19 protein-coding genes and 2 pseudogenes are annotated in these 24,124 nt (G+C 73.0%); 12 read left to right on the forward strand and 9 right to left on the reverse strand.

What is annotated here, in order from left to right:
* Positions 1-18: 18 nt before the first annotated feature.
* From glgA to ACH4ZA_RS19845, 4 genes are all read left to right on the forward strand, one after another.
* Entirely contained in the window at positions 19-1,170 is a 1,152-nt protein-coding gene (gene glgA, locus ACH4ZA_RS19830) for a glycogen synthase (RefSeq protein WP_398430656.1), read from the forward strand.
* A gap of 54 nt (positions 1,171-1,224) precedes the next feature.
* Positions 1,225-2,445 carry a glucose-1-phosphate adenylyltransferase gene (gene glgC / locus ACH4ZA_RS19835; protein WP_398430657.1) on the forward strand — a complete coding sequence of 407 codons (1,221 nt, stop codon included), beginning with the start codon at positions 1,225-1,227 and terminating at the stop codon, positions 2,443-2,445.
* A gap of 117 nt (positions 2,446-2,562) precedes the next feature.
* Positions 2,563-3,885, forward strand: coding sequence for a wax ester/triacylglycerol synthase family O-acyltransferase (locus tag ACH4ZA_RS19840; protein WP_398430659.1), 1,323 nt, complete (start codon positions 2,563-2,565; stop codon positions 3,883-3,885).
* A 104-nt stretch (positions 3,886-3,989) separates the two neighbouring features.
* Positions 3,990-5,498 carry an SDR family NAD(P)-dependent oxidoreductase gene (locus ACH4ZA_RS19845; protein ID WP_398430661.1) on the forward strand — a complete coding sequence of 503 codons (1,509 nt, stop codon included), beginning with the start codon at positions 3,990-3,992 and terminating at the stop codon, positions 5,496-5,498.
* 114 nt (positions 5,499-5,612) lie between these two features.
* Here the strand turns inward: ACH4ZA_RS19845 and ACH4ZA_RS19850 are convergent, their stop codons facing one another.
* Positions 5,613-6,389 carry an SDR family oxidoreductase gene (locus ACH4ZA_RS19850; RefSeq protein ID WP_398430663.1) on the reverse strand — a complete coding sequence of 259 codons (777 nt, stop codon included), beginning with the start codon at positions 6,387-6,389 and terminating at the stop codon, positions 5,613-5,615.
* 527 nt (positions 6,390-6,916) lie between these two features.
* Here ACH4ZA_RS19850 and ACH4ZA_RS19855 point away from each other — a divergent pair.
* Positions 6,917-7,090: a hypothetical protein gene (locus tag ACH4ZA_RS19855; protein WP_398430664.1), complete on the forward strand. Its 174-nt coding sequence runs from the start codon at positions 6,917-6,919 to the stop codon at positions 7,088-7,090.
* A 119-nt stretch (positions 7,091-7,209) separates the two neighbouring features.
* Here the strand turns inward: ACH4ZA_RS19855 and ACH4ZA_RS19860 are convergent, their stop codons facing one another.
* On the reverse strand, positions 7,210-8,580 hold the full coding sequence (locus ACH4ZA_RS19860; protein ID WP_398430665.1) for an amidase: 1,371 nt from the start codon (positions 8,578-8,580) through the stop codon (positions 7,210-7,212).
* A 126-nt stretch (positions 8,581-8,706) separates the two neighbouring features.
* Positions 8,707-10,128, reverse strand: a complete 1,422-nt coding sequence (locus tag ACH4ZA_RS19865; RefSeq protein ID WP_398430667.1) for a lipase maturation factor family protein — start codon at positions 10,126-10,128, stop codon at positions 8,707-8,709.
* Between the two features lie 171 nt (positions 10,129-10,299).
* On the opposite strand from ACH4ZA_RS19865, the gene ACH4ZA_RS19870 reads away from it, so the two are divergent.
* From ACH4ZA_RS19870 to ACH4ZA_RS19880, 3 genes are all read left to right on the forward strand, one after another.
* The gene (locus tag ACH4ZA_RS19870; protein ID WP_398430669.1) at positions 10,300-10,773 is read left to right on the forward strand and encodes a hypothetical protein; all 474 of its coding nucleotides are present in this window, start codon (positions 10,300-10,302) and stop codon (positions 10,771-10,773) included.
* Between the two features lie 63 nt (positions 10,774-10,836).
* A complete protein-coding gene (locus tag ACH4ZA_RS19875; RefSeq protein WP_398430671.1) occupies positions 10,837-12,924 on the forward strand; it encodes a SpoIIE family protein phosphatase in 2,088 nt (695 codons plus the stop codon).
* A 22-nt stretch (positions 12,925-12,946) separates the two neighbouring features.
* Complete coding sequence (locus tag ACH4ZA_RS19880) at positions 12,947-13,810, forward strand: Fpg/Nei family DNA glycosylase (protein WP_398430672.1); 864 nt, start codon at positions 12,947-12,949, stop codon at positions 13,808-13,810.
* Positions 13,811-14,176: 366 nt separating this feature from the next.
* On the opposite strand, the pseudogene ACH4ZA_RS19885 reads toward ACH4ZA_RS19880, so the two are convergent.
* Positions 14,177-14,365: pseudogene (locus tag ACH4ZA_RS19885) on the reverse strand (DUF4184 family protein); the annotation flags it as partial.
* A gap of 16 nt (positions 14,366-14,381) precedes the next feature.
* A pseudogene (locus ACH4ZA_RS19890) lies at positions 14,382-14,615 on the reverse strand (DUF4184 family protein); the annotation flags it as partial.
* A 110-nt stretch (positions 14,616-14,725) separates the two neighbouring features.
* Here ACH4ZA_RS19890 and ACH4ZA_RS19895 point away from each other — a divergent pair.
* Complete coding sequence (locus ACH4ZA_RS19895; RefSeq protein WP_398430674.1) at positions 14,726-15,787, forward strand: M12 family metallopeptidase; 1,062 nt, start codon at positions 14,726-14,728, stop codon at positions 15,785-15,787.
* 55 nt (positions 15,788-15,842) lie between these two features.
* Here the strand turns inward: ACH4ZA_RS19895 and ACH4ZA_RS19900 are convergent, their stop codons facing one another.
* The 3 genes from ACH4ZA_RS19900 to ACH4ZA_RS19910 form a co-directional block, all read right to left on the reverse strand.
* Positions 15,843-16,511, reverse strand: a complete 669-nt coding sequence (locus ACH4ZA_RS19900; protein WP_398430676.1) for a zf-HC2 domain-containing protein — start codon at positions 16,509-16,511, stop codon at positions 15,843-15,845.
* A gap of 141 nt (positions 16,512-16,652) precedes the next feature.
* Positions 16,653-17,168: a hypothetical protein gene (locus ACH4ZA_RS19905; RefSeq protein WP_398430678.1), complete on the reverse strand. Its 516-nt coding sequence runs from the start codon at positions 17,166-17,168 to the stop codon at positions 16,653-16,655.
* A 156-nt stretch (positions 17,169-17,324) separates the two neighbouring features.
* Positions 17,325-17,873 (reverse strand): sigma-70 family RNA polymerase sigma factor, encoded by a 549-nt coding sequence (locus ACH4ZA_RS19910; protein ID WP_319169918.1) that lies wholly within the window; start codon positions 17,871-17,873, stop codon positions 17,325-17,327.
* A 222-nt stretch (positions 17,874-18,095) separates the two neighbouring features.
* Between ACH4ZA_RS19910 and ACH4ZA_RS19915 the strand changes: the two genes are divergently transcribed.
* A complete protein-coding gene (locus tag ACH4ZA_RS19915) occupies positions 18,096-19,247 on the forward strand; it encodes a CapA family protein (protein WP_398430681.1) in 1,152 nt (383 codons plus the stop codon).
* A gap of 60 nt (positions 19,248-19,307) precedes the next feature.
* On the opposite strand, the gene ACH4ZA_RS19920 is transcribed toward ACH4ZA_RS19915, so the two are convergent.
* Positions 19,308-19,781, reverse strand: coding sequence for a universal stress protein (locus tag ACH4ZA_RS19920; RefSeq protein ID WP_398430682.1), 474 nt, complete (start codon positions 19,779-19,781; stop codon positions 19,308-19,310).
* Between the two features lie 87 nt (positions 19,782-19,868).
* Here ACH4ZA_RS19920 and lysX point away from each other — a divergent pair, with 87 nt between their 5' ends.
* On the forward strand, positions 19,869-23,165 hold the full coding sequence (gene lysX / locus ACH4ZA_RS19925; RefSeq protein ID WP_398430684.1) for a bifunctional lysylphosphatidylglycerol synthetase/lysine--tRNA ligase LysX: 3,297 nt from the start codon (positions 19,869-19,871) through the stop codon (positions 23,163-23,165).
* Between the two features lie 115 nt (positions 23,166-23,280).
* Positions 23,281-24,120, forward strand: coding sequence for a polysaccharide deacetylase family protein (locus ACH4ZA_RS19930; RefSeq protein ID WP_398430685.1), 840 nt, complete (start codon positions 23,281-23,283; stop codon positions 24,118-24,120).
* Positions 24,121-24,124 lie beyond the last annotated feature (4 nt).

The raw sequence follows: 24,124 nt of genomic DNA on the forward strand, positions 1-24,124 counted from the left end.
TGAGACTGGGGGTTCCGGGTGCGAGTAGGCCTACTGACCCGGGAGTATCCCCCGGACGTGTACGGCGGCGCGGGAGTCCATGTGGAGTTCCTCGCCCGCGAGTTGCGACGGCTGATAGACCTCGACGTGCACTGCTGGGGCGAGGGCCGCACGGACGGGGTGCACCGTCACCGGCCGTGGCCGGTGCTGGACGGCGCCAACGACGCGCTGCGCACCTTCTCGGTCGACCTGGCCATGGCGGCCGCCCTCGAAGGGCGTGAACTCGTCCACTCCCACACCTGGTACGCGAACCTCGCCGGTCATCTCGCCAAGGAGCTGTACGGCGTTCCGCACGTGGTGACCGCGCACTCGCTGGAGCCGCTGCGCCCCTGGAAGGCCGAGCAACTCGGCGGCGGCTACGCCCTGTCGAGCTGGGCCGAGCGGACCGCGGTGGAGGCCGCCGACGCGGTGATCGCCGTCTCCGGCGCGATGCGCGACGACATCCTCGCCTGCTACCCCTCGCTCGCCCCCGAGCGGGTCCACGTCGTGCACAACGGCATCGACACGGCTCTCTACCGGCCCGACCGCGGCACGGACGCGCTCAGCCGGATCGGCCTCGACCCGGACCGGCCGTTCGTGCTGTTCGTCGGCCGGATCACCCGGCAGAAGGGCGTGCCGCATCTGCTGCGCGCCGTACGGGACATCGATCCCGCGGCGCAGGTCGTGCTGTGCGCCGGGGCGCCCGACACCCCCGAGATCGAGCGGGAGTTCCGTGATCTCTTCACCGAGCTGCGCGGCTCCCGGGACGGGGTGCACTGGATACCGAAGATGCTGCCGCGCCCCGAGGTGATCCAACTCCTCACGCACGCGGCTGTCTTCGTCTGCCCTTCGGTGTACGAGCCGCTGGGCATCGTCAACCTGGAGGCGATGGCCTGCGGCACGCCGGTGGTGGCCTCGCGGGTCGGTGGGATCCCGGAGGTCGTCGAGGACGGGGTGACGGGCAGCCTGGTGACCGTCGACGAGGATTTCGAGGCGAACCTCGCGAGCGCGCTGGACAAGATCCTCGGCGACCCGGCGGCCGCGGCGCGGATGGGTGAGGCCGGGCGGGCGCGTGCGGTGGGGGAGTTCGGCTGGGACGCGGTGGCCCGGCGGACCGTCCGGCTGTACCAGGAGATCGTCAAACAGGCGTAGGGAGCCCCGCGCCGGGGCAGCCATGGGTATCCGACCAGGGTGAGGAGAGCGGCCATGCGGCGTGGAGGACCTACGGTGCTCGGGATCGTGCTGGCGGGCGGTGAGGGCAAGCGGCTGATGCCGCTCACCGCCGACCGGGCGAAGCCCGCGGTCACGTTCGGTGGCACCTACCGGCTCGTCGACTTCGTCCTGTCGAATCTCGTCAACGCCGACATCCTGCGCATCTGCGTGCTGACGCAGTACAAGTCGCACTCGCTGGACCGGCACATCACGACGACGTGGCGCATGTCGAGCCTGCTCGGCAACTACGTCACCCCGGTCCCGGCGCAGCAGCGGCTCGGACCGCGGTGGTACCTCGGCAGCGCCGACGCCATCCTGCAGTCGCTGAACCTGATCTACGACGAACGGCCCGAGTACGTGGCCGTGTTCGGCGCCGACCACGTCTACCGCATGGACCCGCGCCAGATGCTCACCCAGCACATCGAGAGCGGCGCGGGTGTCACGGTGGCGGGGATCCGGGTCCCGCGGGGCGAGTCCTCCTCCTTCGGGGTGATCACGCCGGGTTCGGACGGCCAGACGGTCGAGCGCTTCCTGGAGAAGCCGGCCGACCCGCCGGGGCTCGCCGACGACCCGGATTCGGTGTTCGCGTCGATGGGCAACTACATCTTCACCACCAAGGCCCTCATAGAGGCGCTCCAGCGGGACGCCGAGGACGAGTCGTCCGTGCACGACATGGGCGGCTCGATCCTCCCCCAGCTCACCGACCGCGGCGAGGCGGGGCTGTACGACTTCAGCGAGAACCACGTCCCCGGAGAGACCACCCGGGACCAGGGTTATTGGCGGGACGTCGGCACGCTCGACGCGTACTACGACGCCCACATGGACCTGATCGCCGAGCGCCCCGCGTTCAACCTGTACAACCGCAGCTGGCCGATCTACACCCACTCGGGCCAGCTCTCCCCGGCGCGTTTCAACGCGGGAGGCATCGCCGGTGAGTCGATCATCAGTTCGGGGTGTCTGATCCGTGGACAGGTGACCCGGTCGGTGCTGTCGCCGGGGGTGGTGGTGGACCCGGGCGCGGTCGTCCAGGGCTCGATCCTGCACGACAATGTGCACATCGGACGGGGAGCCGTGGTGCGCGGGGCGGTTCTGGACAAGAACGTCGACGTCCCTCCGGGCGCGACCATCGGCGTGAACCCGGAGCGGGACGCGGAGCTGTACACGGTGTCCCCGGGCGGGGTGATCGCCCTGGGCAAGGGCTGCCTGGTGTCATGAACTTAATCCGATGTTAACTGTGCGTAGCCTGATCATGCTTGACCGTAATCGCCTTCGAGGGGTTGACTGGTTCCCACCCGTCCTTCGCTCAACCCGTCCTCGACGCGAGGCAAGTCCGTGACTGCTGATGATCTGCTGGCCCCCCTCGACCTGGCGTTCTGGAACCTCGAGTCGGCCGAGCACCCCATGCACCTGGGCGCCCTCGGTGTCTTCTCGGCGCACTCGCCCGCCGCGGGCGCCCACGCGGCCGACCTGCTCGCGGCCCGGGCGTCCGGCGTCCCCGGGCTGCGGATGCGGATCCGGGACGTGTGGCAGCCGCTCGCCTTCGGGGGAGCGGTGCGCGAGGCCGACCCGGACTTCGACCCCCGCCACCACGTCCGTCTGCACGCCCCCGCGGCCGACTTCCAGACCGTGGCCGGCCGGCTCATGGAACGGCCCCTGGAGCGCGGCCGCCCGCCCTGGGAGGCGCACGTCCTGCCGGGCGAGGACGGCCTCTCCTTCGCCGTGCTCTTCAAGTTCCACCACGCCCTCGCCGACGGTCTGCGCGCCCTGACGCTGGCGGCGGCCGTCCTCGACCCGATGGACCTGCCCGAGCGCCGGCCCCGCCCGGCCGAGCCCGCCCGGCGGCTCGTCCCCGACATGGACCGGCTGCGCGGACTGGTGCGCGGGGCCGTCTCCGACGTGGGCCGCGCCCTCGACATCGGCGCCTCGCTCGCCGTCTCCGGCCTCGGCGTGCGCTCCAGCGCCGCGCTCACCGCCGGGCCCAGCGGCACCCGCCGCACCGCCGGCGTGGTCATCGACCTGGACGACGTGCACCGGATCCGCAAGGCCGCCGGCGGCACCGTCAACGACGTGCTGATCGCGGTGGTCGCCGGAGCCCTGCGCCGCTGGCTCGACGAGCGCGGGGACGGCAGCGCGGGCGTCCGGCCGCGCGCCCTGATCCCCGTCTCCCAGCGCCGCCCGCGCACCGCCCACCCGCAGGGCAACCGGCTCTCCGGTTACGTGGTGCGGCTTCCGGTCGACGACCCGGACCCGCTCGGCAGGCTCGCCCACGTCCGCACCACCATGGACCGCAACAAGGACGCCGGTCCGCACAGGGGCGCGGGCGCCGTGGCCCTGCTCGCCGATCACGTCCCGGCCCTCGGGCACCGGCTCGGCGGGCCGCTGGCCGGCCAGGCCGCCCGGTTCTGGTTCGACATCCTCGTCACCAGCGTCCCGCTGCCCAGCCTCGGCCTGAAACTCGGCGGGAACCCGGTCGACGAGGTGTTCCCCTACGCGCCGCTGGCGCGCGGCCAGGCGCTGGCCGTAGCGGTCTCCACCTACCGCGGCCGCGTCCACTACGGGCTCGTCGCCGACGCCGAGGCCGTCCCCGACCTCGACCGGGTCGCCCATGCGCTGAGCGCCGAGGTGGAGACGCTCATCACGGCCTGCGGCCCTTGACGGGAACGCGTTTGGAGGACGGGCTCGGCGCTCCGTAAAATTCCCCCTTCGTAAGGCGGGCGCGGTCGGAGCGCCGCCCGGGTGAGCAGGGAAGCGGCAGCGCGATGACGGTGACAGAGGACAACTCGGCGGCGATCACCGAGGAGGCCGTGGACACGGTCGTGCACGGACCCGGCATCGACCCCGAGCGGCTCGCCGTCTGCCTCGCCGTTCTGGAGGAGCTCGACAAGCTCGACGTGGACCACCCCGACGCGATCGCCGTGCGCCGGGCCACCGCGGGCGTCTACCGCACGGTCAAGCAGCGCCGCCGCCAGGAGCGCCGGGCCGCCAAGACCGCCCACGACAAGTCGGTCACCGAGGCCACCGCCACCGGTTCCGCCCAGCGCATCGACGACGAGACCGAGGGCATTCTGCCGTCGTCCGTCACCGAGGAGGGCAGGATCGCCGGGATACTGCAGCGACCGCGCTCCTGCTACACCTGCAAGACCCGGTACGTCGAGGTCGACTACTTCTACCACCAGCTCTGTCCCGAGTGCGCCCGCCTGAACCGGGACAAGCGCGACGTGCGAGCCGACCTCACCGGCAAGCGCGCGCTGCTCACCGGCGGCCGCGCCAAGATCGGCATGTACATCGCCCTGCGGCTGCTGCGCGACGGCGCGCACACCACGATCACCACGCGTTTCCCCAAGGACGCCATCCGCCGCTTCAAGGCCATGGACGACTCGGCCGACTGGCTCCACCGTCTGGAGGTCGTCGGCATCGACCTGCGCGACCCGGCGCAGGCCGTGGCCCTGGCGGAGCAGGTCGCCGCCGCGGGTCCGCTCGACATCCTCATCAACAACGCCACTCAGACCGTGCGCCGGCTGCCCTCCGCGTACGCCGCGCTGGTGGGCGGCGAGAGCGCTCCGCTGCCCGCCGGCGAACTGCCCGCGTACCATGTGATCGGCGCGTTCGGCTCCGGGGCCGTCGACGGGCTCGCCGCGCTGCCGGTCGGGGCGAGTGCCCTGGACGCGCAGAAGGTCGCCGACCTCGCCCTGGTCGCGGGCAACGCCAGCGTCGCCCGGCATCTCGACGGCACGGCCATCGACGCGGGCGGTCTGGTCCCCGACGTCGTCGACACCAACACCTGGGTGCAGACCATCGAGCAGATCTCCCCGGTGGAGCTGCTCGAGACCCAGCTGTGCAACTACACGTCGCCGTTCATCCTGATCAGCAAGCTCCGGCCGGCCATGGCCGACGCCGCCGCGAAGGCCGGGAGCGGGCGTGCGTACGTCGTGAACGTCTCCGCGATGGAGGGCGTCTTCGGGCGCGGCTACAAGGGCGCCGGGCACCCGAACACCAACGCCGCCAAGGCCGCGATGAACATGGTGACCCGCACCAGCGCGCAGGAGATGTTCCAGACCGACGGCATCCTCATGACCTCCGTCGACACCGGCTGGATCACCGACGAGCGCCCGCACTACGACAAGCTGCGTCTCGCGGAGGAGGGCTTCCACGCACCGCTCGACCTGGTGGACGGCGCGGCCCGGGTCTACGACCCGGTCGTACGGGGCGAGGCCGGCGAGGACCTGTACGGGGTCTTCCTCAAGGACTACGCGCCGGGCAAGTGGTGACCGGGGGTTCCTGCCGCTGAGCCGGATCCGCAGCCGGAGTCGGAGCTTGAGCCGGATCCGGGGCCGCAGGCGGGTCGCGGGTGATCGTCGGGAGGCGCGCGGCGGGGATGCGCGTCACCCGGCGCCCGGTTCCCGACGTGCGGCGCGTGCCGCCCGCACCCGCGTGCCGCCGTCCACCAGCAGGTCCGCGCCGGTGATCCAGCGGGCCTCGTCCGAGCACAGCCACAGCACCGCACTGGCCACGTCCTGCGGCTCGCCGATGCGCTCGAGCGGGAGCTCCCGTGCGACGGCCCGCTCCCTCGGCTCCCAGACGAACCGTGCCATCTCGGTGCGGACGAGGCCGGGGGAGACGGAGTTCACCCGCACCCCCGGTCCCAGCTCGCCCGCCAGCTGCTGGGTGAGGTGCAGCAGGGCCGCCTTGCTGGTGCCGTAGGCGCCGACGCCCGGCCCCACATGACCCGCGCCCTCCGTGCAGACGCTGACCACGGCCCCGCCGTGCTCACGCATCCAGCGGCGCCACGCGCACTGCACCAGCCGTAGCGGGGCCTCGACGTTCACGGCGAACGCCTCCCGCCAGACGTCCGGGTCGGCGTCCATGAGGGGGCCGTACGGCCGGTTGGTCGCCGCGTTGTTCACCAGGACGTCCAGCCGCCCGAAGGAGCGCAGACACAGATCGGTGAGCTCCTCGGGGTGACCGGGGTCCGCGACGCTGCCGGCCAGCCCCACCCCGCCCAGCTCGGCGGCGGCGCGCCGCACCTCGTCGGGGTCCCGTGCGCTCACGCACACCCGCGCCCCGGCGTCACGGAGCGCCCGGGCCACCGCCCATCCGATGCCCCGCGTGCCCCCGGTGACGAGGGCGGCCCTGCCGCGCAACCCGTACGACGACGTCATCGGCGTACGGTCTCACGGCGGGCTGCCAACCGACAGGCCCAGGACGGGAGTTGTGTACGGCCCGCACGTCCCGCCGCCGGGCGGCAGCCGTCGGGGTCGGACGGCACCGGGCTGGCCGGACGGGGCGGACGGGGCGGGCCGTCCGCCGGAGGGCACGCGCGGCCGGGAGAGGCGTTCGGCGGCATACGCCGTCCGGGTGAAGTCATAAGGCGTTAAAACGGTGAAAAGGGTTCAATTCACTTACGGGAGCCTGCGGGTGACGCGCCATGGTTGTGTCAAATCTTCAGGCCCTATCGAGCGGCATCCCGCTCATTTGGTTAATGTATAGCGGACGGACAGCAGGACGGAGTGCCACCCACACCCACCGTCCGTCTGGGACAAGCCGGTTCACAACGGCCAGCTCTCCTGGGAGTCACCGGCGCCACCGTGTCGCCACCGACTCCAGCCAGACCCTAGGGAGCGTTCAGCGCCGGACCGCAGACTGGCCGGCACGCCCCGAGGGTGACCCGACACATAAGGAGTGCGCGGTGACACCGGAGAAGACGAATCGCGAGCAACGCCCCAAGGAACGCACGGAGCGGGCCGGCCACAGGCCCGGCGAGATCGGCAGCCTCGACGTGTGGGCCCGCTCCGCCCCCATCCGCCTGGCCGGCTACGAGGACGACCTGGCCGAGGACCACATCCTGCCCAGCGTGGACTGAACCCACGGATCGCGCTTCGCGCGGTCACCGCCGCATGGGCGTGCGCACCCACCCGAGCCACGCCCATGCCGCCCCGCATCCGCCCCGGCCGACATGGCCGGGGCCGGCCCGTGTGGGCCTCAGGACGCGCCGTGATCGAGCGGCGCCGTGCGCCGCCAGGGGCGCAGGTTCTCCAGCTGCTCCGCCACGCGCAGCAGCTCCGCCTCCGATCCCGGCCGTCCGACCAGCTGGACGGAGGCGGGCGCACCGGACGGCAGCGTGCCGAACGGGACCGCCATGGCCGGCCAGCCGGTCAGGTTCCACGGCGGGGTCAGCGGCGAGTAGTTCGTGTTCGCCAGGACGTTGCGCAGCCAGCCCCGCTCGTGCCACGGCGCGGCCTTCGGCGACCGCCGCGCCAGCGCCGGCGTGAGCAGCACGTCGTACTCCGCGAAGAACGGCTCCAGCAGGCGTCGCAGATCCTCGCGCGCAGAGCCCTCGCGCACCCCGTTCAGGAAGCGCCGGCCGAGCGTCGCGTGCACCCGCGTGCGGCGCGTCAGCAGACGGGCGTCGAGGGAGGCCGCGTCCACGGCCGTGCCCGCCGTCCAGTGGGCGAGCGAGGTCACGCCCAGCGACAGCGGATAGGGCGGGTCGGCCCGCCGCACGAGGTGCCCCGCCTTCATCAGCACGCCGGCCGCGTCCCGGGCCGCGCCCGCGTAGGGAGCGCTCACCGTGACCCCGGCCAGCGGGCTGCGCACGGACACCGCGATCCGCAGCGCCCCGGACCCGCTGTCCGCCGTGACGCCGGCCGTCGTGACGTCGGCGTCCGCGAGCACGGAGAGCATCAGCCGCACGTCCGCCACCGTGGTCGCCAGCGGGCCGTTCTCCGACATGCCGAACCAGTCGCCGTCCCCGATCCCGGCCGGGACCACCCCGTGACCCGGCTTCACGGTCACCAGGCCGCAGTTGGCCGCCGGGATGCGCAGCGAGCCCATGCCGTCGTTGCCGAGCGCGATCGGCGTCATCCCGGCGGCGACCGCGGCCGCGCTCCCGCCGGAGGAACCGCCCGCCGTGCGGGAGAGGTCCCACGGATTGCGGGCGGTGCCGTGGACGCCTTCCGTGGTGCCGAACACGCACAGTTCCGGCACGTTGGTCAGCCCGACGACCACCGCGCCGGCCGCGCGCAGCCGGGCCACGGTGACATGGTCGGCGGCGGACGGGACGCCGGACGTCGCCGCCGAGCCGACGCGCATGGCCTCGCCCCGCACGCCGAGGTTGTCCTTGACCGCCACCGGCACCCCGGCCAGCGCCAGCTCGCCCAGGTCGGGCCGGGCGGCCACCTCGTCGGCCTCCGCGAGCGCTGCCTCGGCCCGCACCGTGCGGAACGCGCCGACGCGGCCGTCCAGCCGCTCGATCCGCGCGAGATGCTCCGCCACCACCTCCCGGGGCGTGACCTGCTTGTCCCGCACGGCGGCGGCGATCTCGACTGCGGTCCGGTCGACCCAGGCGGCCACGGCAGCTCCTCTGCACTACTCGCGAGTAGGGAGAACTGTGCCCCGGCGGACGCCCCGCGTCGAGAGGCTCGGGGGGGCCTTCGGGCCGCGCGTGCCACCCTCCCGGCCTCCGGGCCGTGCGCGCGTCTACGGCGTTCTAGCCGCGTTCGCGAGCCGGGTCGGCGGGAGGTACTCGCGTACATACGTCCGCTCCCACCACGCGCCCGTCTCCCGCAGCTCGCTCCAGCTCGTGTACCGGTAGCGGAACAGCCGGGCGCGGACGTGGCGCGGGGGCTCGCCGGGAGGGAACGGGGAACGCCGCAGCAGCCTCAGCGTGTCGCGGTCGTTCTCCAGCAGCCGTTCCACCAGCGCGGCGAACCACGTCCCGGCGTAGGCGGGGGAGAGCGCCGCGAACCACATCATCCAGTCCAGGCGCAGGTGGTACGGGGCGAACTGGCGCGGACGGCGCCGTGGATCGCCCGGCTTGCCCCTGAACTCGTACTCCCGCCAGTCGGAGTCCTCGCGGGGCACGGCGTCGAGCGTCCCCTCGACCACCACCTCGTAGCGGATCCGGCTGACGCTGCCGAACGCGCCGTAGGTGTTGACCAGGTGGAGCGGGTCGAAGGACCGGTTCATCACCTGCCGGCGGGAGAGCATGTTGAGCACCGGCCGGTGGCTGAGGAACAGCAGGACGGCGGCGACGGCGAGGACGGTGACCTCGTACCAGAGCGGGGCGTCGGGGCCCGGGCCGTGGCCGGAGGGCAGCGCCAGCGCCGGTACGGCCAGGACCACGGTGATCCAGTTCAGCCAGGCGAAGTTGCCCGACAGCACCAGCCACAGCTGGGTGAGGATCATCAGCGTCGCCGCCGCCGTCGCCACCGGCTGAGGGGCGAACAGCGCGAACGGCACGACGAGTTGGGTGACATGGTTCGCCGCCGCCTCGACACGGTGCAGCGGCTTGGGCAGATGGTGGAAGAACCAGCTCAGCGGGCCGGGCATCGGCTGTGTCTCGTGATGGTGGTAGAGGCAGGTCAGCTTTCGCCAGCAGGCGTCCCCCCGCATTTTGATCAGTCCCGCGCCGAACTCGACCCGGAACAGGATCCACCGGATCAGGAAGAGCACGACGACCGGCGGGGCCACCTCGTCGTTGCCGAGGAACACCGCGAGGAAGCCGGTCTCCAGCAACAGGGACTCCCAGCCGAACCCGTACCAGGTCTGGCCCACGTTGACGATCGACAGATACAGCGCCCACGGCGCCAGCCACAGCGCCATCGCCGCCCAGAGCGGCACCAGACCGTCGACGCCGGCCAGCAGCGCCGCCGACACCGCGCACCCCGTCCACGCGCAGCCCGCGAACAGCCGGTCGGAGTAACGCAGCTGGAACAGGCTGGGCGCCCGCCGAAAGGGCGTGCGCTCGACGAACCGGGGCACCGGCAGCATGCCCCGCTCCCCGAGCAGTGCCCGGAACTGCAGCGCCGCGGCCAGGAATGCGACCACGTACAGGCCGGCCAGGGCGCGCTGGAAGACCAGCCGGCTCAGCCAGTACTCGGGTGCGGTGAACCAGTCCACGGCCGTGCGCTCCTTCGCTCAGGTCCCGCCCGGTCCGGGACAGGGCCTTCTTCCGCCGCGATCGTCACTGTGCGCGCCCGTCCGCTCCGTTTGCGTGACCCGTGCGGGTCAAGCAGACAATAGTGGGCGAACCAGTTCGGTTCGATCCGTTCGGACGATGCGGAGCACGTGGTGCGCGTACCCACAGCCACTCTCCTCACCGCCTGCGCGCTTTCGGCGGCGCTCGTCGTCGTCTGTCGCGGCGGCGAGGCGACGAACCACACGATGCCGGGCTCGGAGACCGTCCTCCCGGCCGCCGACGACCGCCCCCTCTTCGACGGCCCCTTCACCGGCGAGCCGGGGCCCGACGCCGATGCCGACCCCGGCGCCGACGCGGACGGTCCGGGCCCCGACCGCGGACTCGACCCCGGCTCGTACGACCCCGGCTCGTTCGACCCCGACGCGATCGGCCCCGAGACCGTGCCGGAGGTGCCCGACCTGCCCGACGGCGGCGGGCTGATCCCGGACGGACCCGACGAGTCCGACGCCTCCGGCGGCCTCGACGGGCTCGGCGGGCCGGACCCGTCCGGCGGCCTCGATCCGTCCGTCGCCCCCGACCGGTCCGACGCCGTCTTCGGCAGCCCCGTCGACGTCGCCCTCGGCTGACCGTGGCCGCGGGCCCGGCGCTCCCCGGTCGAATAATCGGGCAAATCCTGGCAAGGTGGGCCCATGGCTGATCGGGGAGCGAGGGCCCTGTCACTCCCGGACGACTGGCCCGCCCACCCGGATCCGATCCTGGCGCTCAATCGCATGGGCGGCTTCGACTGGGACCTGGACTCCGGCGTGTTCCAGATGGACGCCCGGGCCCACGAGATCTTCGACCTGCGCCCCGACGAGTACGACGGCGACCCGGCGTCGCTCGCCGTGCGCGTCCCGCCGAACGAGGCCGGCCGCCTGGACGAGCTGGTCTCCCAGGCCATCAAGGACGGCAGCGAGAACTACGGCGCCTACTTCCGCCTCCGGCTGCGCGACGGCACCCTGCGCTGGACCCACACCCAGGGCCACATCCGGCGCGACGGCACCGGCCGGCCGCGCCGGATCGTCGGCATCATCCGCGACGCCACCGAGGAGCTGCACGACCTCGCCGCCCGCCACGAGGCGGCCGCCCTCGACGACGCGCGCCGCGAACAGACCAACGTCGTGCAGCTCACGACGGCGGCCCTCGCGCACGCCCGCACCGTCCAGGACGTCATCGACGTGCTCAAGGACACCCACGGCCTCACCCACCTCGGGGCGACCAGTCTCGTCATGGGACTGGTCGAGGCCGGCCGCATCCGGCTCATCGCCGAGGGGCCGGAGGGCAGCTTCGTGCCCGGCACGCTGGTCACCCGGATAGACGAGCCGTATCCGATGAGCGAGGTCGTGCGGACCCTCACGCCCCGTTTCATCGAGTCGCCCGAGGAGTTCGCCGGCGGCTACCCCGTGCTGTGGCCGCATCTCACCGACCTGAGGATCACCTCGGCGGCCTATCTGCCGCTCATCGTGCAGGCCCGCCCCATCGGCGCGATGGGTCTGCTCTACAGCGACCGGCACGGCTTCACACCCGAGGAGCGCAACATCCTCGTCGCCCTCGGCTCCAGCATCGCGCAGAGCCTGCAGCGGGCCATGTTCTACGAGCAGGAGAAGGACATCGCGCAGGGCCTCCAGCAGGCCATGCTCCCGCGCACCATCCCCAGCGTGCGCGGCGCCGACGTGGCCGTCCGCTACCGCGCCGCCACCATAGGCGGTGCGAACGGCCGGGACATCGGCGGCGACTGGTACGACGTGATCCCGCTGCCCGGCGGCCGGGTCGGCGCGGTCATCGGCGACGTCCAGGGCCACGACACGCACGCGGCCGCCGTCATGGGCCAGCTGCGCATCGTGCTGAGGGCCTACGCGGCCGAGGGGCACACCCCGGCGGCCGTGATGGCCCGGGCCTCCGTCTTCCTGCACGAACTCGACACCGACCGCTTCGCGACCTGCCTGTACGCGGAGGCGGACCTGTCCACCGGGGTCGTCCAGCTGGTCCGCGCCGGTCACATCGAGCCCCTGCTGCGCGGCCCGGACGGGAACTGCCGGCGCGTTCCGGTGCCCGGGGGACTGCCGCTCGGCCTGTCCGCCGAGTTCGGCAGTCTCGGGTATCCGGTCGGCACGGTGGAGCTCGATCCCGGGCACACCCTGCTGATGTGCACCGACGGGCTGGTCGAGCAGCCCGGCGCCGACCTCGACGACGGCATGCGGACCCTCGCCGCCTTCATCGCCGCGGGCCCCGAGGACGTACGCGAACTCGCCGACCGGCTCATCGAGATCGCCGAGGAGCGCGGCGGGGACGACGACGTGGCCCTCCTGCTGCTGCGCCGGCGCGACCCGGACGACCCGCAGTCCGGCAACCGGCTCCAGCAGCACGTGGCGCCCGGCGACCCGGAGGCCCTCACCGAGGCCCGGCACATGATCCGTGCCGCTGTCCGCTCCTGGGGCGCCCGTGAGCGCTCCGACGAGATCGAGCTGGTCGCCGACGAGCTGGTCACCAACGCGCTCATGCACACCGAGGGCGCGGCGATCGTCACGCTGCGCGCGCTGACCGGCGGCGACCGCCGGCTCCGCGTGGAGGTCGAGGACTCCTCCAGCGCGCTGCCCCGCCGCCGGGACGCCGGCGAGTCGGGCGTCTCCGGCCGCGGCCTGCTCCTGGTGGACCTCCTCACCGACGGCTGGGGAGTGGAGGCGCGGGGCGGCGGAAAGTGCGTGTGGTGCGAGTTCCTCGTGCACGAGCACCACTGAGCCCGCGTGGCACTCTGGACGTATGCCGGAACTTCCCGAGGTGGAAGCGCTCAAGGACTTCCTGGCCGAGCATCTGGTCGGCCACGAGATCGTGCGCGTGCTGCCTGTCGCGATCAGTGTGCTGAAGACGTACGACCCGCCCGTCACCGCCCTGGACGGGCAGGAGGTCACCGCCGTGCGCCGGCACGGCAAGTTCCTCGACCTGACGACCGCGGACGGCCTGCACCTCGTCACCCACCTCGCCCGCGCGGGCTGGCTGCACTGGAAGGACCGCCTCCCCGACGGTCAGCCCCGCCCCGGCAAGGGCCCCCTCGCCCTGCGGGTCGCCCTGGAGACCGGCGAGGGCTTCGACCTCACCGAGGCCGGCACCCAGAAGCGGCTCTCCGTGTACGTGGTCCGCGATCCGCGGGAGGTGCCCGGCGTAGCCCGGCTGGGCCCCGACCCGCTCGCCGCCGACTTCGACGAGGCCCGCTTCGCCGCCCTGCTCGCGGGAGAACGCCGTCAGCTCAAGGGCGCCCTGCGCGACCAGAGCCTGATCGCCGGCGTCGGCAACGCGTACAGCGACGAGATCCTGCACGCGGCGAGGATGTCCCCGTTCAAGCTGGCGGCGTCCCTGACGCCGGAGGAGATCCACACCCTCCACGAGGCCCTGCGCACGACGCTGACGGAGGCGGTCGAACGCTCGCGGGGCCTGGCGGCGGGGCGGCTGAAGGCCGAGAAGAAGAGCGGTCTGCGCGTCCACGGCCGGGCCGGCCAACCGTGCCCGGTCTGCGGCGACACCGTCCGGGAGGTCTCCTTCAGCGACTCCTCGCTCCAGTACTGCCCCACCTGCCAGACGGGCGGCCGACCACTGGCGGACCGAAGGATGTCCCGGCTGCTGAAGTAGCGGGCGGGCCCGCCGCGGTCGTCGCCCCGCGTCTGCCCCGTGCGCCCTGCGCCCTGCCGTCATACGGAGCGGGGCCGCGGCTGCGGGGGCGCTTCGGGCCGCGGCGCCCCCGCCGGTCCGGGCGACCGGCGCCGGGTGGCGAGACGGACGGCGGCCGCGCCTACGGTGAGGGCCGCCTCGGCAGCGGCGAGCAGCGGGGTGGCGAGAACGATCGGAATGTCGCCGCTCGGAAGAAGGCCGTCGAGGGCCGTGGCGCGCCGACCGCGGTGACGCACAGGTCGTCCACCGGAGCACCGGCCGGCGCGGGACCAGGGGCGGCGGGCCGGGCCGGCGGTGCAGCAGGCCGTGGCGGCCGACGTGGACCGGGGCCCAGATCCACCCGGCCGGTCCGGCCGGCGACGACACCGTGTGCAGGACGACCCACCAGGGGACGCCGGCCGCCATGGGGTGGCCCAGGGCGGCGAATCCCACCGTGGTGCCCGGCAGTTGATCGTGGGCGAGGTCGTCCCACAGGCGGTGGGTCACCGCGCCGACCCACGCCGATGACACCGTCACGCACCGCGGGCGCGGTGGATCCGGCCACGAGCGCGACCCCGTCGAACCAGCGCGGGCGCGCCGGCTTCAGCGGCATCACCGCCGCCGCGTGGGAGGGGAACGTCAACGGCACCGGCGGCCCACTGCCGCCGTCCTCGCGCCGCGGATCGGCGGATCTGCGGACACCGACTTGCGCGACGGTCGTCGTGGCAAGACGCTGGAATCGTCCACTCGGACGAATCCTCGAGATGAGCACGGTCCGGCAGGTCATGTTCCCCGCGGGAGAGCAGGTGTGCGTCCCCGGCTGTCCGCGCGAGCCGGCGTCGAGGACGAAGCGGCTTCCCGCCCGCGTCTCGGACTGTGCCGAGAAGGAACATCACCATGGACACACGAGTCGAGTACGAGACGAAGATCCCTCGCTACTGCGCCCAACCGGCGCAGACGCAGCCCGTGTTGCGCCCCGACCTCGGCCCCGACCGGGCCGCCGCGATACAGCTGGTCGGGACGAAGTGGGTCAACGGCACCGTCCTGCACTACGCGTTCCTCGACCGAGGCGGGGACATCGGCGGTCCGGAGCAGTTGGAGGAGGTGCGGCACGCCTTCGACAAGTGGAAGTCCCTCGGCATCGGGCTGGAGTTCAGGGAGGTCGACGATCCGGGCGAGGCCGAGATCCGGATCGCGTTCATCGAACGGGAGGGCTCCGCCTCGTTCGTGGGCACGGACGCCCTGACGATCGCCACGACCGAGCACACGATGAGCTTCGGCTGGAAGCTGAACACCCCGTACGGCAGGGCCACGGCGCTGCACGAGATCGGTCACGCGATCGGTTTCGCCCACGAGCACCAGAACCCGTTCGCGGGCATCGACTGGGACGACGAGGCCGTCTACGCGGAACTGGCGGGGCCGCCCAACGAGTGGCCTCGGGAGGTCACGTTCCACAACATCCTGCGCAAGCTCTCGAAGACGCAGGTGACCGGTTCCGCATGGGATCCGGAATCGATCATGGAGTACGGCTTCCCGCCCGGCCTGATCCGCAAGCCGGAGAAGTACGGCCGTGAGGGCATCGAGTCCCCGCTCGACCTCTCCGCCGTGGACAAGGACCATGTGCTGCGCTGGTACCCGGCGCTGGTCGCCAGGCCGACGAGGCTCGAGCCGTTCCAGTCGCACCCGCTCCAGCTGTCCTCGGGCGAGCAGGCCGACTTCGAGATCGTCCCCACCCAGACCCGGAAGTACGAGATCGGCACCTTCGGCCAGGCGGACGCCAGACTGGTCCTCTTCGAGGAACGCGACGGCGAACCGCGCTATCTGACCGCCGAGGACGACAGCGGACAGGACCGCAACAGCCGCATCGAGGTACGGCTCGTCAAGGGCCGCCGCTATGTGGCCAGGGTCCGCCTGTACTCCGCGTGGGGCGGCGGCGGAGCGGCCCTCATGTACTGGTGAGGCGGCCGGGTACCGCTGAGGCGGCGCCGGAGTGACCTGAACTCACTCCGGCCCGTCACCGCGCGGGGAGCGTGACCAGGTGCTCGCCGCCCGCCGTGCGCAGCTCGTAGCGGGCGATCTCGTCGGGGTGCCAGGCCGCCGCGCCCTGCATGGTGTTGGGGCGGGCGTCGTGCAGGGGGACGGTCCAGCTGGTGACGGTCTGCTCGGAGCCGTCGACGCCGACCGCGATCAGGCGGCAGGCACGCGGGCCGGCGCCGTCCTTGACCTCCAGCTGCACATGGCTGCCCCAGGCCTCGTTCTCGGTGGTGACCTGGGCCCACACCCCGGACTTCTCGTCCGTCGCGGTGAGCCGCACGGCGTCCGCGCCGTCGTCGCCCCCGCTGTTGCCGCCCGCCATCATCGCGAGCACGGGACCGGCGAGGGCCACCACGACGGAGGCGGCCACGGCGTAGAGCACGCGCCGGCGCACCGCCCGGTGCCGGGCCGCCACCTCGGCGATCAGCCGGTCGAGGAGCTGCGGGCCGGGCCCGGCGAACGGGTGGACGGCGCGCGGGGTGGCGCGCCGGTAGAGCATCATCTGCCGTGCGGTGGGGCCGAACTCGGTGACCTGTGCCGCACACTGAGGACACTCCATGAGGTGGTCCTCGAAGCGGAAAGCCTCTGCTTCGTCCAGCACGCCGAGCGCGTACGCGCCGACGTCGCGATGCCTTTCCAGGGACCTCATGCCGAAACCTCGTGCCGTTGAGTGCCAGTGGGGTTACTCGTTGCTCCCACCGGTACGCACCTGGCAGACGAATCACTCAAGCCGCGTACCGAATCGTGACCCAGATGTTCGGAGCGGTCCGGCCCGCGGATTGGTGCGAGTCTAGAAAAGATGAATCGCCAGGTGGCCGAGCGGCAGCCCGAGCTGCCAGGCGGGCGTCCAGACCTTGGGTCCCTCGTCCTCGCCGGCGCCTGGGGAGCCGCCCGGCACCGCGTTGAGGTCGGGAGCGAGCAGCTCCGTCTCCTCCAGCCAGCGCCAGGCCGCGGCGGCGAGTTCCAGATCGGGTGCGGGCCCGTCCGTCGCGGACGCCTCGTCCGTCAGTTGTGACATACGTGCGCCGACCCAGTCCTGCCACGGCTGGTCGTACGCCGTGAGCGAAAGCCAGGTCTCCAGCTGGGTCACGACCCGGATGCCGGGCAGTTCGCCGTCGGTGTCGGACAGGAAGATCGTCAGTGCCAGGGCGTCGCGCCCGGCGCGGAACTCGAAGGACGTCGGTGGCATGAGATCGCCGGTCCGCAGCAGTTCGTCGGCGATGTACTCGGCGTACAACCAGGCCATGGGGACGGTCAGTTCGCCGCCGCCGGTGCCGTCCGTGCTCTGGTGCCCTCTGTGCAGCATCCCTTCCTGCCTTCCTCCGGTGCGTGCGCTTCGCCCGTCGCCGGGACGCTGGAGACCCCGCTTCCCGGACCCGCCGGAACACGGATAAGGACACCCGATTACCCCACGGGGGTCCTCGGCAAGGCGCTTTGCGAAGGCTTGACCCGACCGTGGGTTTCAGCGCAGGTCGGCCGCGTATCCCGGAAGCACCCGGCGCAGGGCGCGCAGCGCGTAGTACGCGCGGGACTTCACGGTACCGGGCGGAATGCCGAGCGTTTCGGCGGCCTCCGCCACACTCGCCCCTCGGAAATACACCAGCACCAGGACTTCACGGTGCTCCGGAGTGAGAGTCTTCACAGCCTCGCGCACATCGAGGGTGGCGGCCGCCCGCTCGGCGTGGTCGGCGCAGACCGGCGCGTTCTCCAGCACCGCGTCGCCGACCTCGGCGGGCCGGGCCTGGCGGGCCCGCCGCGCGTCGATCGCGAGGCGCCGGCCGACGGTGAGCAGCCAGGGCCGCACGGAGTCGAAGGCGTCGGCGCGCAGTGCCTCCGGGTGCTGCCAGGCGCGTACGAGCGTCTCCTGGACGAGGTCCTCGGCGCGCTGGCGGTCGCCGTCGCACAGTCGCAGCAGCAGCGCGAAGAGCGGCCGGCCGTGCTCACGCTGGAGCGCGGCGAGCTCGTGTTCGGCGGTCGTCGTCCGGGCGTTGAGGGCGGCGGTGGCGGTCATGGGCGTATGGCATCGCAAGGGGCCGGTTCAAGACAGGGCGCGCACAGGGGCGTGCGGCGGACGGTCGATCGCGTCGACGAACGGTTCGACGAACGGTCCCGGCTACGCCGATCGCGGGCATCGCCCGTGGACGAAGGGAGTGCCGCACCGGTCGGCCGTCTCGTATCGGCTAGTAGTGATACATGCATAAATATGACAATTCGGACGAGCGGGGGTGATCCGGTGATCGCGCGCAGACATCAGGTGGCCCTGGCCCTGACGGTCGTCCTCACCGCGGCCGCCGCCTGCCAGGCACAGGACCACCGGCCGGGAGAACGGGCCGGCCGCCCGGCGCCGGCCGGCGCCCGCGGCTTCACCCTCGTCGCCTCGGGTGACGTCCTTCCCCACACCACCGTCATCGACCGCGCCCGCTTCGACGGCGGCGGCGTCGCCTACGACTTCCGCCCCATGCTCGCGGGGATCGCCCCCGTCGTCTCCCGCGCCGACGTGGCCCTGTGTCACATGGAGACGGTGTACGGCGCGAACGGCGACTACACCGGCTACCCCGTCTTCAAGTCCCCGCCCGAGATCGCCGCCGCCCTCGCCGCCACCGGATACGACGGCTGCTCCACCGCCTCCAACCACAGCCTCGACGACGGCGCCGCAGGCGTGCAGCGCACCCTGGACGCGCTCGACGCCGCCGGCGTGCGGCACGCAGGCACCGCGCGCACCGAGGCCGAGGGCAACTCGGTCACCCTGCTGCGCGCCGGCCCGGCCCTCGTCGCCCACCTCGCCTACACCTACGACACCAACGGCTACCCCCTTCCGCCCGGGCAGCCCTGGACCGTCAACGTCATCGACGAGAACCGCATCCTCGCCGACGCCAAGGTCGCCCGGAAGGCGGGCGCGGACGTGGTGGTCGTCTCCGTCCACTGGGGCACCGAATGGCAGGACGCCCCCGACGACCGTCAACTCGCCCTCGCCCGCACGCTCACCGCCTCCCGCACCGACGGCCGCCCCGACATCGACCTGATTCTCGGGACCCACGCCCATGTCCCCCAGGCCTACGAGAAGGTCAACGGCACCTGGGTCGTCTACGGCATGGGCGACCAGATCGCCGGCGAGATGTTCAACCACCAGGGCGCCCAGGACGCACGCGGCAACCAGTCCACCGTGGCCCGCTTCACCTTCGCCCCGCCCGCCCGGGCCGGGGGCCGCTGGGAGGTGCGCAGGGCCGAGTTCGTGCCGCAGCTGTTCGACGTCGACGCGGGACGGGTCGTCGACCTGAACAAGGCCCTCGCCCAGGGCGCGGGCGTCCAGGGGGTGCGCGACCGGATCAGGGACGTCGTCCTCAGCAGGGGCGCGGCCGAGGACGGACTGGTGATGGGGAAATAGCAGGGGACAGCTGCGGCGGGGCCGGACCACGGGCGGACCCGGCCGGAACCGGCCGGCGGGTCACGGCACCACCGTCACCGGCCAGCGCCCCGCCTTCACCAACCGCACCGCGACCGAACCCACGATCCGGTGCCCGGCCTGCTCGGAGGCGCCCACCACCACCGCGTCCGCCTTCAGCCGGTCCGCCGCCTTCGCCAGGCCGCTGTAGGGGTCGCCGCGGAAGGTGTGGAACTCCCAGCGCACGTCGAATATCCCGCGGGTCCGCTCGGTGGCCTCGCGGATCTGGGCGACCAGGTCCTCGGCGATGGCGTCGGTCGTCTCCGTGACCGGCACGCCCAGCGCGGCGCCCGCCGTCATCACCGGCTGCACGTACACCACGGCCAGCAGCGCGTGCTGGCGACGGGCCAGGCCGCCGGCGTAGGCCGCCGCGCGCAGCGAGGAGTCCGATCCGTCCACGCCGACGAGGACGACCTTGGGTCCGTCGGTGCCTCGCTCGAACTGGTGCGCGGGCTGCTGCGAGTGCTGTTCCGTCACGGCCCGAGGCTATCGGAAGCCCCAGGTCGCGCCGGTGCCGGGCCCGCCCGACGGGCGGCCCGGCCCAGGAGTTCCTACAGTCGGAACATGAGTGCCACCGTGGAGCGCACCGCGGCCGACCGCACCACGGGCCCGGCCCGGCGGCCGGCGGGACGAGTCCTCACCCGGGTCCCCGAAGCGTTCGCGGCCTTCCTCGGCGCCCTCGGCCTGCTGTGCGTCCTGCTGGCGCTGATCCCCCCGCTGCGCCGACTGCTGCGCCCGGTCGTCCGCTTCCTGGACCTGCTCATCGTCCCGGTCAGCGCCAACCTGGCCTACGCCGTCTTCCTCTTCCTGCTGGCCGCCGCGACCGCCGCCCGGAAGAAGGTCGCCTGGTGGCTGGTCGTCGTCTACCTCGGCCTGCTCGTCCTCACCGACGTCCTCGGCGTGGCCGTCGGCCTGTACGCCCAGTCGGTCCCGTCCCTGGTGGTCTGCGCGCTCGCACTGACCCTGCTGGTCCTCGCCCGGCGCGAGTTCTACGCCGCCTCCCGCCGGGCGGCGCTGCGGCGCGCGCTCGCCGTGCTGTTCGTGGGGCTCGGCCTCGCGGTCCTCGCGGGCTGGGGGCTGGTGGAGGCGTTCCCCGGCACCCTCCCCGCCGGCCAGCGCCTGGCCTGGGCCGCCAACCGCGTCCTGGGCGGGCTGGTCTCCGCAGGCTCCTTCGACGGCCGCCCGCCCCGCGCCCTGTTCTTCCTGCTCGGCCTCTTCGGCGCCCTCGCCCTGCTCAACGCCGCCGCCGTCCTGTTCCGCTCCCAGCGGATGGAAGCGGCCCTGCACGACGACGAGGAGACCCGTATCCGCGCCCTGCTGAAGGCGTACGGCGAACAGGACTCGCTGGGCTACTTCGCCACCCGCCGCGACAAGGCCGTCGTCTTCTCGCCCAGCGGCAAGGCGGCCGTCACCTACCGGGTCGAGGCCGGTGTCTGCCTCGCCAGCGGCGACCCGGTCGGCGACCGCGAGGCCTGGCCGCACGCCATCGCGGCCTGGCTGGACGCGGCCCGCCTGCACGCCTGGGCCCCCGCCGTCATGGGCGCGTCGGAGGACGGCGCCAAGGCCTTCGCGCGCGCCGGGCTCGGGGCGCTGCAACTCGGCGACGAGGCCATCCTGCACGTCGGCTCCTTCGACCTCGGCGGCCGCGAGATGCGGGTCACCCGGCAGGCCGTCAACCGGGTCCGCCGCACCGGCGCCACCTGCCGCGTGCGCCGCCACTCGGCCCTCACCGACCAGGAGATGGAGGACGTGGTGGACCGCGCCGACGCCTGGCGCGACACCGAGACCGAACGCGGCTTTTCGATGGCCCTGGACCGCCTCGGCGACCTCGCCGACGCCGACTGCCTCCTCGTCGAGGCCCTGGACGGCGACGGACGCCTCCTGGCGCTGCTCTCCTTCGTCCCCTGGGGCGCCGACGGCATCTCGCTGGACCTGATGCGCCGCGACCGCTCGGCCCCCAACGGCGTCATGGAGTTCATGGTCGCCGACCTGTGCGCCGCCGCCCCCAAGCTCGGCGTGCGCCGGATCTCGCTGAACTTCGCCGTCTTCCGCTCGGCCTTCGAGGAGGGCGCGCGCATCGGCGCCGGACCGGTCCTTCGGCTGTGGCGCCGGCTGCTGCTGTTCTTCTCCAAGTGGTGGCAGCTGGAGGCGCTCTACCGCTCCAACGCCAAGTACCGGCCCGAGTGGTACCCCCGCTTCCTGTGCTACGGCGACGCCGGCTCCCTGGCCCGGGTGGGCCTGGCCTCCGGCATCGCCGAGGGCTTCGTGTCCGTGCCCTCCCTGCGCAAGCTCTGGGGCAAGCGGCACCAGAAGGGCGGGCCCCGCCCCGCCACGACCGAGGGCCTGCCGTCGCTGGCGGCGCTCGGCCTCGACGGAGGGGACGAGGCCGGGGTGAGCGGTCCGGACGCGGGCCTGCCCGACCAGGTCCGCGTCCGGCGCCGCACCCTCGACCGGCTGCGTGCCCGGGGCGTCGACCCCTACCCGGTCGGCGTCCCGGCGCGCACGCACACGCTCGCCGAGGTCCGCGCCCTCGCGGGCGGCGGCGGGACGGTCACCGTCGCCGGCCGCATCATGCGCCTGCGCGACTTCGGCGGCATCGTCTTCGTGACCCTGCGCGACTGGTCGGGCGACCACCAGCTCGCCCTCACCCGCGACGCCCTCGGCTCCGGGGGCTTCCTGGACTCCTTCCGGGCCGACACCGACCTCGGCGACCACCTGTGCGTCACCGGCACGGCAGGCCTCAGCGACAAGGGCGAGCCGACCGTCTTCGTGACGGCCTGGCAGCTCACCGCCAAATGCCTGCGCCCCCTGCCCGACAAGCGCCGCGGCCTGACCGACCCCGAGGCCAAGGTCCGCATGCGCCATCTGGACCTGGTGGCCGGCCCCGCCGCCCGCGACGTCGTCCGCGCCCGGTCGACCGCCGTCCAGGCCCTGCGCCAGGGGCTGCTGCGGCGCGGCTACCTCGAGGTCGAGACGCCCATGCTCCAGCAGATCCACGGCGGCGCCAACGCCCGGCCCTTCACCACCCACATCAACGCCTACGACCTCGACCTGTACCTGCGCATCGCCCCCGAGCTGTACCTGAAGCGGTTGTGCGTCGGCGGCCTGGAGAAGGTCTTCGAGATGGGCCGCACCTTCCGCAACGAAGGCGTCTCCTACAAGCACAACCCCGAGTTCACGATGCTCGAGGCCTACCAGGCGTACGCCGACTACGACGAGATGCTCCATCTGGCCCGCGAGCTGATCCAGGGCGCGGCCACGGCCGCCCTCGGCTCACCGGTCGTCCGCAAGGACGGGCGTGAGCACGACATCTCGGGGGAGTGGCCGGTGAGAACGGTCCACGGCGCGATCTCCGAGGCGCTCGGCGAGGAGATCGACGCCGACACGGAGCTGGCGGACCTGCTGCGGCACTGCGACCGCGCCGGCGTCCCGTACACGCCGGACGACGGCCCCGGCGACGTCGTCCTGGAGATGTACGAGCGGCTCGTCGAGGAGAGGACCCTGCTGCCGACCTTCTACAAGGACTTTCCCACCGACGTCTCCCCGCTCACCCGGCAGCACCGTCGTGACCCGCGTCTCGCGGAACGCTGGGACCTCGTCGCCTTCGGCACCGAACTCGGCACGGCGTACTCGGAGTTGACCGATCCCGTCGAGCAGCGCCGGCGGCTGACCGAGCAGTCCCTGCTGGCCGCGGGCGGCGACCCCGAGGCGATGGAGCTCGACGAGGACTTCCTCGACGCCCTCGAGTACGCCATGCCGCCGACCGGCGGGCTGGGCATCGGCGTCGACCGCCTCGTCATGTTCCTCACCGGGCTCACCATCCGCGAGACCCTGCCGTTCCCGCTCGTGCGGCACCGCTGAACGGCCGCGGCGCGCAGCGCGGCACCGGCAGGCGCTGCGCCGGGCGGGTGGAATCATGCCGCCGGTCCGGTGTCGGCAGGGTGCGCCGGGGGCCCGTCGGGCGACTGATGACTGCATGAAGAAGGAGCAGTTGTTCACGCGGCGCCGGGCGTTGCTCGCGGGCGTCGCCGCCGTCGGAGCCGTCGGCACGGCCGGAGTGTTCAGGTGGGGCGACAAGGGCGGGCCGGTCGGGGCCGCCGTCCCCGCCGCCGGCGCTCCGGCGCGCAGCCTCCCGCTGAAGCCCTCCGCCTACCGTCTGCAGCCGCTGACCGGCTACGGCCCCCCGCGCGCCGCGCCCGCCCGCACCCCCGTGCGCCACGAACCCCTGCTGCGGATGACCGGCCGCGGCCGCACCATGGTGCTGACCTTCGACGACGGACCCGACCCCCGCTACACCCCCGGCATCCTCGACACGCTGGCCGAGTACGACGTGCGCGCGACGTTCTTCGTGTGCGGCGAGATGGCCGTCGGCAACCAGGACCTGCTGGCGCGGATGGCCGACGAGGGCCATGTCGTCGGCAACCACACCTGGTCCCACCCCCTGCTCACCAGGCTGACCCGTGGTCAGATCCACTCCGAGATGTCCCGCACCAGTGACGTCATCGAGGAGGGCTGCGGTGAGCGGCCCCGCTGGTTCCGCGCCCCCTACGGCGCGTGGAACCGCGCGGCCTTCCAGTTCGGCGCCGAACTGGGCATGGAACCGCTCGCCTGGACGGTCGACACCCTCGACTGGACCACCCCCGGCGCCGGCGTGATCGTCGACCGGGTCGAGAAGGGCGCCGCCCCCGGCGTGGTGGTGCTCTCGCACGACGCCGGGGGCGACCGCAGCCAGAGCGTGCGGGCGCTGCGCGGCTATCTGCCGCGGCTGCTGGACTCCGGCTATCACCTGACGCTGCCGCACGCCCAGCGCGCCTGACGCG

This window comes from Streptomyces sp. NPDC020597, from assembly GCF_044335095.1.
Taxonomy (GTDB): Bacteria; Actinomycetota; Actinomycetes; order Streptomycetales; family Streptomycetaceae; genus Streptomyces.

Bases quoted from the DNA above. Each gene is read 5' to 3' on its own strand.
- ACH4ZA_RS19905 (WP_398430678.1), bottom strand. From the start codon at position 17,168: ATGCTGCACAGAGGGCACCAGAGCACGGACGGCACCGGCGGCGGCGAA.
- ACH4ZA_RS19850 (WP_398430663.1), bottom strand. From the start codon at position 6,389: ATGACGTCGTCGTACGGGTTGCGCGGCAGGGCCGCCCTCGTCACCGGG.
- ACH4ZA_RS19845 (WP_398430661.1), top strand. From the start codon at position 3,990: ATGACGGTGACAGAGGACAACTCGGCGGCGATCACCGAGGAGGCCGTG.
- ACH4ZA_RS19875 (WP_398430671.1), top strand. From the start codon at position 10,837: ATGGCTGATCGGGGAGCGAGGGCCCTGTCACTCCCGGACGACTGGCCC.
- ACH4ZA_RS19880 (WP_398430672.1), top strand. From the start codon at position 12,947: ATGCCGGAACTTCCCGAGGTGGAAGCGCTCAAGGACTTCCTGGCCGAG.
- ACH4ZA_RS19910 (WP_319169918.1), bottom strand. From the start codon at position 17,873: ATGACCGCCACCGCCGCCCTCAACGCCCGGACGACGACCGCCGAACAC.
- ACH4ZA_RS19900 (WP_398430676.1), bottom strand. From the start codon at position 16,511: ATGAGGTCCCTGGAAAGGCATCGCGACGTCGGCGCGTACGCGCTCGGC.
- lysX (WP_398430684.1), top strand. From the start codon at position 19,869: ATGAGTGCCACCGTGGAGCGCACCGCGGCCGACCGCACCACGGGCCCG.
- ACH4ZA_RS19895 (WP_398430674.1), top strand. From the start codon at position 14,726: ATGGACACACGAGTCGAGTACGAGACGAAGATCCCTCGCTACTGCGCC.
- ACH4ZA_RS19930 (WP_398430685.1), top strand. From the start codon at position 23,281: ATGAAGAAGGAGCAGTTGTTCACGCGGCGCCGGGCGTTGCTCGCGGGC.
- glgC (WP_398430657.1), top strand. From the start codon at position 1,225: ATGCGGCGTGGAGGACCTACGGTGCTCGGGATCGTGCTGGCGGGCGGT.